This is a genomic window from Bradyrhizobium tunisiense, assembly GCF_042263385.1.
In the GTDB taxonomy this organism is placed as follows: domain Bacteria; phylum Pseudomonadota; class Alphaproteobacteria; order Rhizobiales; family Xanthobacteraceae; genus Bradyrhizobium; species Bradyrhizobium tunisiense.
In genome coordinates this window covers 249,632-265,165 of the sequence record NZ_JBHLEV010000004.1, presented here as the reverse complement: position 1 = coordinate 265,165, position 15,534 = coordinate 249,632, and the positions used below count along the sequence as shown (strand labels likewise).

Here is a 15,534-nt window from a genome sequence, read left to right as displayed (position 1 = left end):
GCGCTATCGCGGGCGGGATGTCATTTCCCGCTCCGATCGGTTAGATTTGCGGCCGATCTTGCTGGGAGCCGATCCATGGAAATGCACCAGGTCCGCTATTTCCTCGCGGTGGCGCAGCTGCTGAATTTCACGCGCGCGGCAGAGGAGTGCAACGTCACGCAGCCTTCGCTGACGCGCGCGATCAAGCAACTCGAGGCCGAGCTTGGCGGCGATCTGTTTCGCCGCGAGCGGCCGGCGGCGCAACTGACCGAGCTCGGCCAGCGCATGCATCCGCTCCTGAAGCAGTGTTTTGACGCCGCCGCCGGTGCGCGCTCGCTCGCCTCCTCGTTCAAGAGCGGCGAAGTCGGCGCGCTGCGCATTGCCTTGACGCATTCGATCGACCTCGCGCTGCTCATTCCCCATCTCGATCAGATCAAGCGGCAATTCAACCGGCTCGAATTCCGCTTCCTGCGCGGCTCGAATCGGGAGGTCGGCGACTTCCTCAAAAAGGGGGGAGCGGAGCTCGGCATCGCCGCCGAGATCGACGAGACCTGGGACCGGCTCGACGTCTGGCCGCTGTTCACCGAGAGCTTCGAGCTCGTGGTCGGTGACGGACATCGGCTGGCCGGCCGCAACAGCATCGAACTGGACGATCTGCGCTCGGAGCAACTGCTGAGCCGGACCTTCTGCGAGCACTCGCGACGCATCGCGGCGAGCCTGCGCGAGCACGGCATCGAGCATGGACACGAGATTTCAAGCGAGCGCGATCTGATCGAGCTCGTCGAGGCCGACATCGGCGTCGCCATGGTGCCGCACACTTCTCCCCTGCCGGAGAAGCTGACGCGAACCGCCGTCGCCGGGCTGGACGCCCGCCGCACAGTCAGCCTTTACGGGGTGGCCGGCCGGCAGCGCACGGCGGTCGCCAATGCCGTTATGCGTATGCTGCGCGGCGCAGACTGGCGCGAGATCGCGGGATAGCGGGCTCTTCCTTCTCCCCTTGTGGGAGAAGGTGGCGCGAAGCGCCGGATGAGGGGTTCTATCCGCGTACTCGACGCAAAAGACTCACGCGCGGAGAGACCCCCCTCACCCGTCTCGCCGCTCGCGCGGCGAGCCACCCTCTCCCACAAGCGGAGAGGGAAAGAACACGCCGCGCCATCAAAATTCCAGACCTAGCTCTCCCTGCTCGCATCCTCCAACGCCGCGAGCAGATCATCGATCTCCATGCGTTTGCGGAAATCGGGGTCGACGAAGCGGGCTTTGACGATCCCGTCGCGACCGACCACGAACACTGCCGGGATCGGCAGTATCCAGCCGTCATTGCCGTGGAATTTCGCCATGTCCTGATAGGATAACAGGTCCTGGATCTCGGCGCCAAGCCAGATCGCGAGATTGAGGGACAGCGCATAGCCGTTGTCGAGATCGGTCAGGACCGGAAACGGCGCGCCGGATTCGGCTTTGAGCTGCCTCGTGTATTCCTGCGTCTCCGGCATGACCGCAACGATCTGCGCCCCGGCGGCCTTGATACGATCGAGCGCCTGGACCACGGCGCGGACATTGAGCCGGCAATAGGGACACCAATGGCCGCGGAAGAACATGACGGCCAGCGGGCCGCGCTCCAGCAACGAAGGCAACGTGACGAGACGCCCGCCCTCGTCCGGCAGCATGAACGGCGGCATCGCATCGCCCGGGCGCGGCGCGGCTTCGCCACCGCCGTTCCCGCCCAGTCTCGCCACGAGGCGATCGACGGCCTCGCCATAGGCCGGAAAGACCGTACGACTGGCATCGGCATAGGCGCGGAGCTGTTCGTTCAGCGTGCCCTCCATGTCGCGGCAGCGCTGGAAGGCAAGTCTGAGCTGTTCGGCATCGGCTGGCGAGAGGAATGTCATCTTCTGCTCCGGCATGGGCGAATATTAGTTTCCCGGCTGGGCCGCCCGCAAGGGCGGCATGGATGCCACGATCGGTTCAGTTGACGTAGAAATTGCCGGTCGGATCGAGCCGTCCCGAGGTGGAGTACAGCGATCCGTTGTTCATGAAGAAAACGGTGTTGTCGGGCACCTTCCTGGCGTTCTTCATCATCGCCTCGTGACTCTTCTCGGCCGAGACCATGGCCATCGCCGACATCTTGCCGGGTCCGCCATAGACATAGGCCGTGCCGGCCTTGAGGTCCCAGGCGGCCTCCGAGAAGGCCGCGGTGCCGATGACCGCAAACGCAGCGGTGAAAATCAGGGCCTTGGACACTCTCGTCACGACATGCTCCTCCGGATCGACGCGAACGCCCGCCAATCGGGCGCTTGCCATCGGACGCCGAAAGCTGCGGAAGCGGAAATGCCGATACCCAATCGGTTCGATAGCGGGCGCGTATCGCGCTGCGATAGCGCCGGGCTATCGCAGCGAGAGCGAAAGGGCATTTCAGAACGAGCGTTGTTTCAAACAAGGTCCTGACACAGCCGGTGACCACCGCGGTCGCGGCCAACACAGGAGACTCTCATGTTCAAGCATCGCACATTGCTCCGCGCGGTCTGGCCGGGCCTCGCGGTCTTCGCCGCGCTTACGCTCTCGGCGCAGCCAGTCGTTGCCGGCGAGTGCCCGGCCGGCAAGATCAAGCCGAACGCCCAGCAGATGGTCGACTACAAGCCCGTCGGCGTGACCGATGTTACGCTCGGTGCGATCGACCTCGGCAAGCAGCCGGCCCGTATCGAGGGCCGCGAGCTGCGCTTCCGCAAGCTGACCATCGAGCCCGGCGGCATCGTGCCCTGGCACAGCCATGACGACCGTCCCGCGCTGATCTTCGTGCAGCAGGGCGAGATCGTCGAATACGCCTCCAATTGCGTCGATCCGATCTTGCACAAGGCCGGCGACATTCGTCCCGAAGTTCACGGCACCTCGCATTGGTGGAAGAACCTCGGCAAGGAGACCGTCATTCTGTATGTCGGCGACGTCCGCAAGGATCCCAACGACCACCACATGTAACGGGTGCACCCAGCCCCAGCGCACTCGTTACGAGATGTGGCGCCCGGGACTCCCCACCCCGGGCGCCGCATCCCCACAGGACAATCGCCATGACCGATCTTTCCGCGCCGATCAAACCGGCCGCAACGACGATGGAGGCGCACGCGCCGGGTCTGGCGCTCCGCTCGCTCGTGATCGGCCTCACCGCATTCCTGACCGTGGTCGACCTCTTCGCAACGCAGGCGATCCTGCCCTCGCTAACGCGGCACTACGGCGTCACGCCCGCGGCGATGGGGTTTGCCGTCAACGCCAGCACCTTCGGCATGGCCGTTGCCAGCGTCATCGTCGGTCTTTTTAGCCCGAACATCGACCGGCGGACCGGCATCCTGCTCAGCCTGACGCTGCTGGCGATCCCGACCAGCCTGCTGGCCTCGGCGCCGAACCTTGCCGTCTTCACCGCCCTGCGCGTCGCGCAGGGTCTGTGCATGGCGTCCGCCTTCGCGTTGACACTGGCTCATCTCGGCGAGCAATGCAGCGCGATGGACGCCGGCGGCGCCTTCGCGGCCTACATCACCGGAAACGTCGCGAGCAACCTCGTCGGCCGGCTGATCTCGGCGGCGGTCGCCGATGGGCTCGGCCTCGCCTGGAATTTCTACTTCTTCGCGGCGCTCAATCTGGCGGGCGCGGCGCTGGTTTACTTCACGATCAAGCACGTGCCGCCGATGCAGGCGGCGGCGCCGGCGAAATCTCCGCTGGCCGCCATGATCGCGCATTGGCGTGATCCGCGATTGCGCGCGGCCTTCGGCATCGGCTTCTGCATCCTGTTCGCCTTCATCGGCACCTTCACCTTCGTCAATTTCGTTCTGGTCCGGCCGCCGCTGACGCTGGGGATGATGGATCTGGGCCTGGTCTATTTCGTCTTCCTTCCATCGGTCGTCACGACGCTTCTGGCCGGCAAAGTGGCATCAAAGCTCGGAACGCGTCCGACGATCTGGGGCGCGCTCGCAGTTGCCGGGCTGGGCCTGCCCTTGATGCTGATGCCGCATCTGAGCGAAGTCCTCACGGGCATGGTTCTGGTCGGCGTCGGCACCTTCTTCGCGCAGGCCGCTGCCACCGGCTTCGTCGGACAGGCGGCGACCGACAACCGCGGCATCGCCAGCGGGACGTATCTTGCGTGCTATTTTGGCGGCGGGCTGGTCGGCACGGCCGTGCTCGGTCGTCTGTTCGACTCCTTCGGTTGGCGAGCATGTGTCGCCGGGGTCGGCATGGCGCTCGCGGCCGCGGCCATGCTCACCTTCGCCCTGAGGCGCTAACGATTGGCCGGCACATCCTGCGGTGGCTCGTCGTCGGCGATGGCGCGCCAGGCGGCGCCGTCGAGATCGTCGTACTGGCCGCTTCTGAGCGACCACAGGAAGGCGACGAGACCGGCACCTCCGAGCATCAGCGCCAGTGGAACGAGGATGACCAGGATTTCCATCACACGATCTCCCGCGAGGCGCTGCGCGCGCGCAGCGAATTCAGCATGACCAGGATCGAGGATCCGCTCATTGCAGCCGCCGCGATCAGGGGCGTCACCACGCCGCTGATGGCAACCGGCACCGCCAGGACATTGTAGCCGATCGCAAGCCAGAGGTTCTGCCGCATCAGGTGCAGCGCCTTGCGCGAAGCGTCGATGGCCGCGACCACCGGAGCCAGCGGCCGGCCGAGGAAGACGAGGTCGGCAGTGGCCTGGCTCAGATGCGCGGCCGAGATCGGCGACATCGAGACATGGGCTGCCGCGAGCGAGGGCGCGTCGTTCATGCCGTCGCCGACCATCAGCACTTTCGCGCCGCGCCGCTTCAATTCCTCGATCCGCGCGATCTTGTCGGCCGGGGTGACGCCGGCGCGCCATTCGGGAATGTCAAGCGCATGGGCCGCCGCCTTCACCGCCTGCTCGCGGTCGCCGGAGAGAATCTCGATGCCGATGTTGCGCGCCTTCAGTGCCGCGATCACGGTCTGTGCATCCGGACGCAGGCCTTGGCGGACCGAGAGGATGAACCTTTCCTCGCCCTTGCTGAAAGCGACGATGGAGGCTTCGGGATCGACCATGGCACTGCCGACCAATGCCTCCGCTCCGCAGAAAGATGGACGGCCGAGACGAATCTCGACGCCGTCCACGGTCGCACGGACGCCCTGCCCGGTCTCCTCGACCGCACCGACGACAGGTGATCTGGCGGCGGCCGCCTGCGCGACGGCGGCGGCAACCGGATGATGGCTCGACAACGCGAGGCGGCCGGCGAGCTCGAAGACATCGGCGGGAAGGTCCGAGGCATTCATCACTTCGAGATCGGGCAGCGTCAGCGTGCCGGTCTTGTCGAAGATGACATGGTCGGTCTCGGCCAACCGCTCGATCGCGTCGCCGGAATTCAGCAGCACGCCGGACTTGAACATCGCGCCGGAGGCGATCGTCTGCACGGTCGGAATAGCAAGCCCCAGCGCGCAGGGACAGGTGATGATCAGCACGGCGACGCCGGTTACGATCGCATCATGCCAGGACGCGCCGGCAATGACCCAGCCGAGAATGGTGATCAACGCGGTCGCATGCACCACCGGCGCGTACAGCCGCGAGGCGCGGTCGGCGAGGCGCATGTAGCGCGAGCGCGCCTGCAGCGCGTTGTCGAGCAGCCGCGTGATCTCGGCGAGCAGCGTCGCCTCGGACGCGGCCGAGACCCGCACCCGCAGGGTGCCGGAGATGTTCATGGAGCCCGCATAGACCGGCGTGCCCTGCCCGGCCGTGACATAGAGCGTCTCGCCGGTGATCAGGCTCTGGTCGATCTCCGAACGTCCCTCGATCACCGTGCCATCGACCGCGCAGCGCTCGCCGGGCCTGAGCAGCACGATGTCGCCGGGATGGATCGCGGCCACCGGCACCTGCGAGATTTCGTCAGGGCCGACGAACTTCGCGGCCGTCTCCGCCTTCAGCGCCGCAAGATTGCCGGCGACGGCGCGGGTCCGCCGCCGCATGTTCTGGTCGAGGAATCGCCCGACCAGCAGGAAGGTCAGCAGCATGATCGCCGCGTCGAAATAGGCGTGCTCGGCGTGGTGGATGGTCTCGACCACGGACATGCCGAGCGCCAGGATCACCCCGATCGAGATCGGCACGTCCATGTTGGTTGTCTTCGCCGACAGCGCGCGCCAGGCCGAGCGGAAGAACGGCTGACCGGCATAGGCCGCCGCCGGCAATGCGATCAACGCCGACAGCCAGTGGAAGAAGTCGCGCTGCTCGGGCAGCATGTCCGAGACGTTACCCGACCATACCGGGATCGACAGCATCATCACGTTCATGGTGGCGAACGCCGCGACGCCGAGGCAGCGCAACAGGAGGCGCGATTCGGCGACCTCCGCCACCTCCGCACTCTCGGTCTCGAACGGATAGGCCTTGTAGCCGAGTTCCTCGAGCCGATCGATGAAGCGGGAAGGATCGAGCGTGCCCGCTTTCCATTCCAGCGCGACGCGGCGGTCGGTCAGGTTGACGCGCGCCAGCGTGACGTCGGGGATTGCAGACAGGCCGCGTTCGATCTTGGCCATGCAGCCGGCGCAGTGAACGCCTTCGACCGCGAGATCGATGTGCTGGACACCCTCGCCCGCGGTCCGGACGTAGTGCGAAAAATCCCGCGTGACGTGCATGACGAAGTCCTTCAGTTCAGGATCACGCGGTTGCGCGACAAGAACACGCGCGTTCCCCGCGCCTCACCCTCGATCACCAGATCCCATTGACCCGGCCCGACGGACGCAGCATTGCCACGATAGAGGCCGATGCCGGCCTCGGTGAGCTCGACGGCGAGATCAGCGCGCTTGTCGGTCGGCCGCTCCAGGCGTCCGCCGAATTTCAGTCCGGCGATCGGCTGACCGCCGGCATCGCGCGCTTCGACCTGGACCACGGCGCCGCCGTCGCTGCGGCGCTTGATATGGGCGTTGACCTTCCATTTGCGCAGCGCCTGGTCATGCGCCGCCGAGATCTCGCGGTCGTAGGTCAGGCCCGCGGCATAGGGGCTGTCGACATCGGTGCCGGGCAGCGTCGCGATCGCCAGCTTCATCATGGTGACATTGACGCCGATCACGAGACCGAAGAATGCGACCAGCATCAGGAAGACCTTCGTTCCGGTCAGCGGCTTCGGGGCGGATGCCATGGCTTGCTCCAGACTTTTCTCAAGGAGAGACGAAATTGTCGGTGGCGGAAGCGACTTCGCCGAGCCCGATATCGGTAACGTGGAAACGGACGGGGACCGACTTCTCCGGATTGTTCTCGGCCGGCGCGGTGACGAGCAGCCGCAGCTCGCTGGTGGAGTCGCGCGGGATCACGATCATCGGCCGATCCGGCGTCACCGAATCGACGCCGATCACGTGAATGGTCGCGTTGGCCGGACCGTTCGCGTCGATCGCGATGACGCGGTCGTAGCCGCTCTTGTTCAGCAGGCGCACCGTGTAGGCGTTGCGGATCGAGCCGTCGCTGAGCTTGACCGCGACCGGATTTCGGTCGTGCAACACGTTGACGTCGAGCAGGCTGCGCGTCGCCAGCGTGTAGACCATGAAGCCGCCGATGGCCACGATGATCGCGCTGTAGACGATGGTGCGGGGCCGGACGACGCGGTAGATCGGCGCCTTGCCTTCCTGGCGGCGATGGATGTTGATGTCGTTGTCGTAGCCGATCAGGCGCTTCGGCCGGCCGATTTTCGTCATCACGTTGTCGCAGGCGTCGATGCAGAGACCGCACTGGATGCATTCCATCTGCGGTCCGTTGCGGATGTCGATGCCGGTGGGGCAAACCGCGACGCACTGGTAGCAATCGACGCAATCGCCGACCTGCTCGCCGAGCGCACGCAGCTCGGCGGCCTTCTTGACCGACGTGCGCTTCTCGCCGCGGTCGTAGCGGTAGGTGACGTTGAGTGCCCATTCGTCGGTGAGTGCGGCCTGGATCCGCGGCCACGGGCACATATAGGTGCAGACCTGCTCGCGCATGTAGCCGGCGAGCAGATAGGTCGTCGCGGTGAGGATGCCGATCCAGATGTAGGCGATCATGGGCCCTTGGAAGGTGACGAGCTCCTTCACCAGCGTCGGCGCATCGTTGAAGTAGAGCACCCAGGCGCCGCCGGTCCACCAGGCGATCATGAGCCAGATCGAATGCTTGAGCACGATCTCGGAGATGCGCTCGAGCTTCATCGGGTCGGACGATTTGTCCTTCTTCATCCGCTCGCGCCGGTCGCCCTCGATCAGACGTTCGACGGCGTAGAACAGGTCGGTCCAGACGGTCTGCGGACAGAGATAGCCGCACCAGATCCGGCCGCCGACCGAGTTCATCAGGAACAGCGCCACCGCAGCCACGATCAGCAGGCCGGTGAAGTAGTAGACCTCCTGCGGCCACAGCTCGATGAAGAAGAAGTAGAAGCGGCTGTTGGGAAGATCGATCAGAACGGCCTGGCTGGGAGCGCCGAGGCCGCGGTTCCAGCGCACGAAAGGCAGGAAATAATAGACGCCGAGGCAGACCGCCATCAAGCCCCATTTGATGCGGCGGAACGTTCCGGAGACGCTCTGGGGATAGACCTTCTTGTGGGCCGCATAAAGCGGCCCGCTATCGTCCGCCGGCTTCAGCTCTTTCGGGTTGACGATCTTGTTCATCGCGGAATCTTCTCAAGAGGTGCGATTGAACCTAGACCCGGTGTCCGCCGGTCACTTGATCCAGCGCAAACGGGGGCGTTTTTCTGCGCCCCCGTTTGGAAATCGGCCGTGGTCCGCCGGCTTATTTGCCGCCACCGAGCGAGTGGACGTAGACCGCCATCGCCTTGATGGTGGCGGGATCGAGCCGGCCTTCCCAGGCCGGCATCACGCCGGCGCGGCCCTGGCCGATGGTCTCGATCAGGCTCGCCTCGTCGGAGCCGTAGAGCCAGATCTTGTCGGTCAGGTTCGGTGCGCCCAACTCCTGGTTGCCTTTGCCGGCATCGCCGTGACAGGCGGCGCAATTCTCCGCGAAGATCTTCTCGCCCTTGGCGGCATCGAAGCCGTTGCGGGTCGAAAGGCCCGCCAGCGACCGCACGTAATTGGCGACGGTGACGATCTCGTCGCTCTTCAGCACGCCGTCCTTGCCGAAGGCGAGCATCTGGCCCTCATGCGTCTTGGCATGGCCGGACCGCACGCCGAACTGGATGGTCTGCATGATCTGGTCGAGCGTGCCGCCCCACAGCCATTCGTCGTCGTTCAGGTTCGGATAGCCCTTGGCGCCGGCGCCACCAGAGCCGTGGCAGGGCGCGCAATTGTCGCCGAACACGGTCTTGCCCTTGGCGCGTGCGAGCGCCAGCAAGGCCGGGTCCTTCTCGATGTCGGCGAGCGAGGCCGCGCCCAGCGCCACCATCTTGTCACCGCGGATCTTCTCGAGGTTGGCGAGTTCGACCGCGACGTCGGCGCGCGAGGAGTAACCGAACATGCCCGTGGTGTTGCTGGAGATCAGCGGCCAGGCCGGATAGACGACCCAGTAGCCGATCGACCAGACGATGGTGAGGTAGAAGCAGATCACCCACCAGCGCGGCAGCGGCGTGTTGAGCTCCTTGATGCCGTCCCACTCGTGTCCGGTCGTGGACTTGCCGGTGACGGTATCGATGTCGCTAGAATGGTCGGTCATGGTTCTCTACTCCTCCCGCAAGGGCAGGTGCGCGGCTTTGTCGAACACAGCCTTGTTACGGGGCCAGAATGCGTAGGCGATGATCGCGAGAAAGATCGCGACGAACACCGGTGTCCAGATCGTCGTCACGAGATCGGACGCTAGATTATGGACTGTCAGGATGGCTTTCATCGTTCATGCCTTCTCAGCGAAGATTGGCTTTCTCGTTGTAGATCTTGAAGTCGACCAGCGTGCCGAGCATCTGCAGGTACGCGACCAGCGCGTCCATCTCGGTCGGCGTACCGATCTTGCCGTCGAAGTTGCGCACGACGGCCTTGGCGTAGCGCTTGCCGAAGGCGTCGGTGCCGGCATTCTCGGGGTCGGCCTGGGCCTTCAGGTCGGCGGCCGCATTGGCGATCTGCTCGTCGCTGTAGGGGACGCCGACGGTCCTGAGCGCGCGCATGTCGCCGGCGATCGCATCGGGGTCGATCTCGTTCTTGCTGAGGAACGGATAGCCCGGCATCACCGACTGCGGCACGATCGCGCGCGGATTGGTCAGGTGGGTGACGTGCCAGTCGTCGGAGTATTTGGCGCCGACGCGGGCAAGATCGGGTCCGGTACGCTTGGAGCCCCACTGGAACGGGTGATCGTACATGCTCTCGGCGGCGAGCGAGAAGTGGCCGTAACGTTCGACCTCGTCGCGCAACGGCCGGACCATCTGCGAATGGCAGAGATAGCAGCCCTCGCGAACGTAGACGTTGCGGCCCACGAGCTCCAGCGGCGTATAGGGCCTGACCCCGTCGACCTTCTCGATCGTGCTCTTGAGGTAGAACAGCGGGGTGATCTCGACGAGACCACCGACCGCGATCACCAGCAGGATGCCGACGATCAAGATGATCGAGTTCTTTTCGAAGATTTGGTGACGTGTCCAGAACGACATGGTTGAGCTCCTCACTCCGCCGGCTGAAGAGCGACGGGCATCTGGACTTCCTGTTCGCCGACGCGGACGGTCATCCAGAGGTTATAGGCCATGATCAGCGCGCCGATCAGGAACAGACCGCCGCCGGCGGCGCGGATGATGTAGAAGGGATGCATCGCCTCGACGGTCTCGATGAAGGAATATTCGAGGAAGCCGAGCGAGGTGTAGGCGCGCCACATCAGACCCTGGAGGATGCCGGACACCCACATCGCCGAGATGTAGAGGACGATGCCGAGGGTCGCGACCCAGAAGTGCCAGTTGACGAGCTTCAGGCTGTAGAGGCCCTTGCGATTCCAGGCCCACGGCACCAGGCAATAGAGCGCGCCGAAGGAGACGAAGCCGACCCAGCCGAGCGCGCCGGAATGCACGTGGCCGATGGTCCAGTCGGTGTAGTGGCTGAGCGAGTTGACCACCTTGATCGACATCATCGGGCCTTCGAAGGTCGACATGCCGTAGAATGCGACGGAGACCACGAGCATGCGCAGCACGGGATCTGTGCGCAGCTTGTCCCAGGCGCCCGACAGCGTCATCAGGCCGTTGATCATGCCGCCCCAGGAGGGCATCCACAGCATGATCGAGAAGGTCATGCCCAGCGTCTGCGTCCAGTCCGGCAGCGCCGTGTAGTGCAGGTGGTGCGGGCCGGCCCAGATGTAGAGGAAGATCAGCGCCCAGAAGTGGATGATCGACAGCCGGTAGGAATAGATCGGCCGCTCGGCGCGCTTCGGGATGAAGTAGTACATGATGGCGAGGAAGCCGGCGGTCAGGAAGAAACCGACCGCATTGTGGCCGTACCACCACTGGAACATGGCGTCCTGGATTCCGCCCCAGGCGACGTAGGACTTCGAGCCGAACACCGAGACGGGAAGCGCCGGATTGTTGCCGAGATGCAGGACCGCGATCGTCACGATGAAGGCGAGATAGAACCAGTTCGCGACGAAGATATGCGGCTCTTTCCGCTTGATGAGAGTGGCGACGAAGACGAGCAGATAGACCACCCAGACGATGGTCAGCCAGAGGTCGGCATACCATTCCGGCTCGGCATATTCCTTCGATTGCGTGACGCCGAGCAGATAGCCGGTGCCGGCGATCAGAATGAAGAAGTTGTAGCCCAGCACGACGAACCACGGCGCGAGATCGCCGGCGAGGCGCGTGCGGCAGGACTTCTGCACCACGTAGAACGAGGTCGCGATCAGCACGTTGCCGCCGAAAGCGAAGATCACGGCGGAGGTGTGCAGCGGCCGCAGGCGGCCGAAGCTGGTCCAGGGCAGATCGAAGTTCAGCGCCGGCCAAGCCAGTTGCGAGGCGATGATAAGGCCGACGAGGAAGCCGGCAATGCCCCAGAACATGGCCATGAAGGAGGAGAACTTGATCGGGCCCATGTTGTAGTTCGGGCGGCCGTAGATCTCCGCCGGCGGAAGCGCCGCCGGACGGTCGAGGTAGCGGTTGACGATGACGAACACCGCGGCCAGGCTCGCAGCCGCGCTGAGCGCGGCATGGAAGGCGAAGGGTGCGTCGAGCGCCTTGGCCGAAGCGATCACGCAGAGGAAGGCGGTGACTGCGAACACGACAGCCAGGCCGCTTTCACCGATGGTCATGGATTTGGAGATGGAGGGCTGGCTCATGCGGATTCTCTCTGAAAGAACACGCCGCCAGAAACCACATTCACCCTCGCGGGGAATTGATTGAAATCAAGATAGGTGGATTTCTGTTAACGTGGACTGATGCAGCGCCAGTCGAAATGCCTTCTCCCCGTAGGCGCACGGCCATCTCCGTTGAGGGCTTTTCCTGAAACCATCCTTCGAGAGTCCGCTCAAGGCGGACTCCTCAGATGAGGGCGGAGTGCGTGGCAGTTAGATTCAACGGGCACCGGCGTCGATTAGCCTCGTCCCGAGGAAGGCGCGTAGGCGCCGTGAGGACGAGACGCGCCTGAAACGAAAACCTCCGTGAGATTACGGAAGTTGGAACCTCATGACCGAAGGGGGCCGCGTTCAGTCGCGCGCCGTCGCCTTGAGGGCCGCGATGACGTCCTCGCGGGCGATGATTCCGACCAGTTTCTGCGCGCTATCGAGAACGATGATGCTCCTGATGCGGTGTTCAACCATGATCTGGAGCACGCGCGTCAGCCGCGTGTCGGGACTGACATAGATGAACTCGGGCGTCATGACGTCGCCGATCTTGCGGCTCATCAGGTCGTGATAGCGGGGCAGCATCTGGCTCGGCGTGAAGGCGAAGCATTTCAGAATGTCGAACTTGGTGACGATGCCGACCACCTGTCCATCGTCCTCCACCGGATAGGAATTGAAATCGTCGGTCTCGAACATCTCGCTGAGCTCGAGCAGGTCTCGGTCGCGCTGCACCGCCTTGACGTTGCGCGTCATGTAGCCGTCGACGGTCTGTTCAAGAAATCTGTACACGGCGCGTCCTCCTCAATTCGATTCTACCTGCCGTCAATGTGACAGCAGCACGCTGCGGGCAGTCTGCGTGACCAGATACTGGGTGACGCCGCCCAGGATCAGTTCACGAAACCTCGAATGACCATAGGCGCCCGCTACGATCAGGCCGGCATCGACGTCGCCTGCGGCTTTCTCCAGTTGCGCGGTGGCGGTTTCGTTCCGGGCGCCTTCGCAGATGCGCGCCGTCGCGGTGACGCCGTGGCGGGCGAGCCAGGCGGCAACGTCGGTGACGCCGGCCGTCGCGACCGAACGGTCGTCATCGCGCTCCGGAATCGTGGCGATGGTGACGTCCCTCGCCTTGCGCAGAATTGGCAGCGCATCGGCCACCGCCCGTCGCGCCTCCGGCGTGTCCTTCCACGCCACCAGCACGCTGCGCAGGTCGAGCCAGTTGGCCCGATCGGGGACGACGAGGAGTGGGCGGCCGGCCTGCATCACCAGATCCTTGGGGCTCGCGAGCGCGAACGCATCGGAGAAGGCCGGGCTCTGCCCGCCGCTGACCACGATGTCGGCGCAACGCGCCTGCGCCAGGGCGAATCGCGCCGGAAAATCCATGGCGCTGCGCCACTCCGCATGTCCGCCACGATTCCTGGTAGCGGCACGGAATTGTGCCTCCAGGCCCGCCAGTCGCCGGCTGATCGAAGCTTCGCCCTCGTCGATCAGCGCTTGCGCCTCTGCGCCGTCGGTGAAATAGAGCGGCGGCGCAAACCGCGCCGCGGCGACCCCGACGATGGCCGCTTCGAATCGTTCGGCGAGCTCGCCGGCGACCTGAAGACGCGCCTCGTTGGACTGATCGAGCGCCAGACTGACCATCACCGTCGCGTACGTCATCGGAATTCTCCAGTGCAAAAAGCTCAGTAAGATTTACGCCAGCCTCCGCACATGGGGATGAGATAGATCAAGGAGGCCGCCGGCACCCGATTTGCCCTCCTCAGACTCGACGGAACTTGCCTCCGGCCCGGCCTTAGGCGACATTAGGGGAGCGGTAACCCCGTCCGGGGCCGCCGCATCAGGATCAGGAGCTTCATTTGTCGCCGACCCGCGTAACGCACTCGCAGGACGATGGTCGGGGCGAACGTTTCCGCGTTCGGATCGAAGGATTTGGCGTCGGCACCTGGGATCTCGACCTCGCGACGCGGGAATTGGACTGGTCCGAGACCGCCAGCGCTCTGCTCGGCGTCGAGCGGAATCAGCCGGCGAGCTACGACCTGTTCATGTCGCAGCTTCAGCCCGCGGACAGAGAGCGGGTCGAGAGCGCGATCAATCGCGTTTCCGAGCGGGGCGGCAGCTTCGATGTATCCTTCAGGATCACGAATGCCTCCGGCACCGGGCAATGGATCCGCGCCCGGGCAGGACTCCTTCGGGACGAAGCCGGCGCCGCCCGTCATCTCACCGGCATCTTTCTCGACATCGACGAGGAAAAGCAGGTCGAGGAGGCGTTGCGCACACGCGAGACCCACCTCCGCTCCATCCTTCAGACCATTCCCGACGCCATGATCGTCATCGACGGCCACGGCATCATGCAGCTCTTCAGCTCGGCCGCAGAGCGCCTGTTCGGCTGGTCAGAGCACGAGGCGATTGGCCAGAACGTCAACATCCTGATGCCGGAGCCCGATCGCACCCGCCACGACGGCTACATCGCCCGTTACCGCACCACGAACGATCCGCACATCATAGGCATCGGCCGCATCGTGACCGGCAAGCGCCGCGACGGCACGACTTTTCCGATGCATCTGTCGATCGGCGAGATGGAATCCGGCGGCGAGCCCTATTTCACCGGCTTCGTCCGCGATCTCACGGAGCACCAGCAGACCCAGGCCCGGCTCCAGGAATTGCAAGCTGAGCTCGTCCACGTCTCGCGGCTGACCGCGATGGGCGAAATGGCCTCCGCGCTCGCTCACGAGCTCAATCAGCCGCTGGCGGCGATCAGCAATTACATGAAGGGATCGCGGCGCCTCCTCGCCGGCAGCAGCGATCCCAACATGCCGAAGGTCGAAAGCGCGCTGGATCGCGCAGCGGAGCAGGCCTTGCGCGCCGGCCAGATCATCAGGCGCCTGCGCGACTTCGTCTCCCGCGGCGAATCGGAGAAGCGGGTCGAGAGTCTGTCCAAGCTGATCGAGGAGGCCGGTGCGCTCGGGCTCGCCGGCGCGCGCGAGCAGAACGTGCAGCTCCGCTTCAGCCTCGATCCTGACGCCGATCTCGTCCTTGCCGACCGCGTGCAGATCCAGCAGGTGCTGGTCAATCTGTTTCGCAACGCACTCGAAGCAATGGCGCAGTCGACGCGGCGCGAACTCGCCGTCGCCAACACCCGTGCTGCCGACGACATGATCGAGGTGGCGGTCTCCGACACCGGCTCGGGCTTCCGGGAGGACGTCATTCCAAACCTGTTCCAGACCTTCTTCACCACCAAGGACACCGGCATGGGCGTGGGTCTCTCCATCAGCCGCTCGATCATCGAGGCTCACGGCGGCCGCATGTGGGCCGAGAGCAATGCAGCGGGCGGAGCGACATTCCGCTTCACCTTGCCGGCAACCGACGAAAGCTGA

General features: G+C 64.7%; 16 protein-coding genes. 4 read left to right on the top strand and 12 right to left on the bottom strand.

The genetic code is table 11. The annotated features are described in order from the left end of the window. Positions 1–75 precede the first annotated feature (75 nt). Complete coding sequence (locus ACFDR6_RS20080) at positions 76–957, top strand: LysR family transcriptional regulator (RefSeq protein WP_375859263.1); 882 nt, start codon at positions 76–78, stop codon at positions 955–957. 191 nt (positions 958–1,148) lie between these two features. On the opposite strand, the gene ACFDR6_RS20075 is transcribed toward ACFDR6_RS20080, so the two are convergent. Both ACFDR6_RS20075 and ACFDR6_RS20070 read right to left on the bottom strand, forming a co-directional pair. Continuing rightward, positions 1,149–1,865, bottom strand: coding sequence for a peroxiredoxin-like family protein (locus ACFDR6_RS20075; protein ID WP_317240538.1), 717 nt, complete (start codon positions 1,863–1,865; stop codon positions 1,149–1,151). 76 nt (positions 1,866–1,941) lie between these two features. Next, positions 1,942–2,226, bottom strand: a complete 285-nt coding sequence (locus ACFDR6_RS20070; RefSeq protein ID WP_375859262.1) for a hypothetical protein — start codon at positions 2,224–2,226, stop codon at positions 1,942–1,944. A 240-nt stretch (positions 2,227–2,466) separates the two neighbouring features. Here ACFDR6_RS20070 and ACFDR6_RS20065 point away from each other — a divergent pair, with 240 nt between their 5' ends. Both ACFDR6_RS20065 and ACFDR6_RS20060 read left to right on the top strand, forming a co-directional pair. After that, a complete protein-coding gene (locus ACFDR6_RS20065; protein WP_375859261.1) occupies positions 2,467–2,949 on the top strand; it encodes a cupin domain-containing protein in 483 nt (160 codons plus the stop codon). Positions 2,950–3,038: 89 nt separating this feature from the next. Continuing rightward, positions 3,039–4,241 (top strand): MFS transporter, encoded by a 1,203-nt coding sequence (locus tag ACFDR6_RS20060; RefSeq protein WP_375859260.1) that lies wholly within the window; start codon positions 3,039–3,041, stop codon positions 4,239–4,241. Here ACFDR6_RS20060 and ccoS read toward each other — a convergent pair. From ccoS to ACFDR6_RS20010, 10 genes are all read right to left on the bottom strand, one after another. Next, a complete protein-coding gene (gene ccoS, locus ACFDR6_RS20055) occupies positions 4,238–4,405 on the bottom strand; it encodes a cbb3-type cytochrome oxidase assembly protein CcoS (RefSeq protein ID WP_375859259.1) in 168 nt (55 codons plus the stop codon). The genes ACFDR6_RS20060 and ccoS overlap by 4 nt on opposite strands. After that, a complete protein-coding gene (locus ACFDR6_RS20050; protein WP_375859258.1) occupies positions 4,405–6,594 on the bottom strand; it encodes a cation-translocating P-type ATPase in 2,190 nt (729 codons plus the stop codon). Before ACFDR6_RS20050 ends, ccoS begins: the two co-directional genes overlap by 1 nt. Before the next feature lie 11 nt (positions 6,595–6,605). Next, positions 6,606–7,097 (bottom strand): FixH family protein, encoded by a 492-nt coding sequence (locus ACFDR6_RS20045; RefSeq protein ID WP_375859257.1) that lies wholly within the window; start codon positions 7,095–7,097, stop codon positions 6,606–6,608. A gap of 19 nt (positions 7,098–7,116) precedes the next feature. Further along, a complete protein-coding gene (gene ccoG, locus ACFDR6_RS20040; RefSeq protein WP_375859255.1) occupies positions 7,117–8,583 on the bottom strand; it encodes a cytochrome c oxidase accessory protein CcoG in 1,467 nt (488 codons plus the stop codon). A gap of 121 nt (positions 8,584–8,704) precedes the next feature. Beyond that, entirely contained in the window at positions 8,705–9,580 is an 876-nt protein-coding gene (ccoP, locus tag ACFDR6_RS20035) for a cytochrome-c oxidase, cbb3-type subunit III (RefSeq protein ID WP_317240542.1), read from the bottom strand. 6 nt (positions 9,581–9,586) lie between these two features. After that, positions 9,587–9,751, bottom strand: a complete 165-nt coding sequence (locus ACFDR6_RS20030) for a cbb3-type cytochrome oxidase subunit 3 (protein WP_028135114.1) — start codon at positions 9,749–9,751, stop codon at positions 9,587–9,589. 13 nt (positions 9,752–9,764) lie between these two features. Further along, positions 9,765–10,499: a cytochrome-c oxidase, cbb3-type subunit II gene (gene ccoO / locus ACFDR6_RS20025; RefSeq protein ID WP_317240543.1), complete on the bottom strand. Its 735-nt coding sequence runs from the start codon at positions 10,497–10,499 to the stop codon at positions 9,765–9,767. A gap of 11 nt (positions 10,500–10,510) precedes the next feature. Then, positions 10,511–12,160: a cytochrome-c oxidase, cbb3-type subunit I gene (ccoN, locus tag ACFDR6_RS20020; protein ID WP_212081050.1), complete on the bottom strand. Its 1,650-nt coding sequence runs from the start codon at positions 12,158–12,160 to the stop codon at positions 10,511–10,513. 366 nt (positions 12,161–12,526) lie between these two features. Then, positions 12,527–12,952: a CBS domain-containing protein gene (locus ACFDR6_RS20015; RefSeq protein ID WP_317240545.1), complete on the bottom strand. Its 426-nt coding sequence runs from the start codon at positions 12,950–12,952 to the stop codon at positions 12,527–12,529. 33 nt (positions 12,953–12,985) lie between these two features. Beyond that, the gene (locus tag ACFDR6_RS20010; RefSeq protein ID WP_375859253.1) at positions 12,986–13,819 is read right to left on the bottom strand and encodes a universal stress protein; all 834 of its coding nucleotides are present in this window, start codon (positions 13,817–13,819) and stop codon (positions 12,986–12,988) included. 197 nt (positions 13,820–14,016) lie between these two features. On the opposite strand from ACFDR6_RS20010, the gene fixL reads away from it, so the two are divergent. Continuing rightward, positions 14,017–15,534 carry a sensor protein FixL gene (gene fixL, locus ACFDR6_RS20005; RefSeq protein ID WP_212081047.1) on the top strand — a complete coding sequence of 506 codons (1,518 nt, stop codon included), beginning with the start codon at positions 14,017–14,019 and terminating at the stop codon, positions 15,532–15,534.

Excerpts from the sequence above, each read along its gene's own strand:
- ACFDR6_RS20080 (WP_375859263.1), top strand. The coding sequence starts at position 76 with ATGGAAATGCACCAGGTCCGCTATTTCCTCGCGGTGGCGCAGCTGCTG.
- ACFDR6_RS20075 (WP_317240538.1), bottom strand. The coding sequence starts at position 1,865 with ATGACATTCCTCTCGCCAGCCGATGCCGAACAGCTCAGACTTGCCTTC.
- ACFDR6_RS20065 (WP_375859261.1), top strand. The coding sequence starts at position 2,467 with ATGTTCAAGCATCGCACATTGCTCCGCGCGGTCTGGCCGGGCCTCGCG.
- ACFDR6_RS20060 (WP_375859260.1), top strand. The coding sequence starts at position 3,039 with ATGACCGATCTTTCCGCGCCGATCAAACCGGCCGCAACGACGATGGAG.
- ccoS (WP_375859259.1), bottom strand. The coding sequence starts at position 4,405 with ATGGAAATCCTGGTCATCCTCGTTCCACTGGCGCTGATGCTCGGAGGT.
- ACFDR6_RS20050 (WP_375859258.1), bottom strand. The coding sequence starts at position 6,594 with ATGCACGTCACGCGGGATTTTTCGCACTACGTCCGGACCGCGGGCGAG.
- ACFDR6_RS20045 (WP_375859257.1), bottom strand. The coding sequence starts at position 7,097 with ATGGCATCCGCCCCGAAGCCGCTGACCGGAACGAAGGTCTTCCTGATG.
- ccoG (WP_375859255.1), bottom strand. The coding sequence starts at position 8,583 with ATGAACAAGATCGTCAACCCGAAAGAGCTGAAGCCGGCGGACGATAGC.
- ccoP (WP_317240542.1), bottom strand. The coding sequence starts at position 9,580 with ATGACCGACCATTCTAGCGACATCGATACCGTCACCGGCAAGTCCACG.
- ACFDR6_RS20030 (WP_028135114.1), bottom strand. The coding sequence starts at position 9,751 with ATGAAAGCCATCCTGACAGTCCATAATCTAGCGTCCGATCTCGTGACG.
- ccoO (WP_317240543.1), bottom strand. The coding sequence starts at position 10,499 with ATGTCGTTCTGGACACGTCACCAAATCTTCGAAAAGAACTCGATCATC.
- ccoN (WP_212081050.1), bottom strand. The coding sequence starts at position 12,160 with ATGAGCCAGCCCTCCATCTCCAAATCCATGACCATCGGTGAAAGCGGC.
- ACFDR6_RS20010 (WP_375859253.1), bottom strand. The coding sequence starts at position 13,819 with ATGACGTACGCGACGGTGATGGTCAGTCTGGCGCTCGATCAGTCCAAC.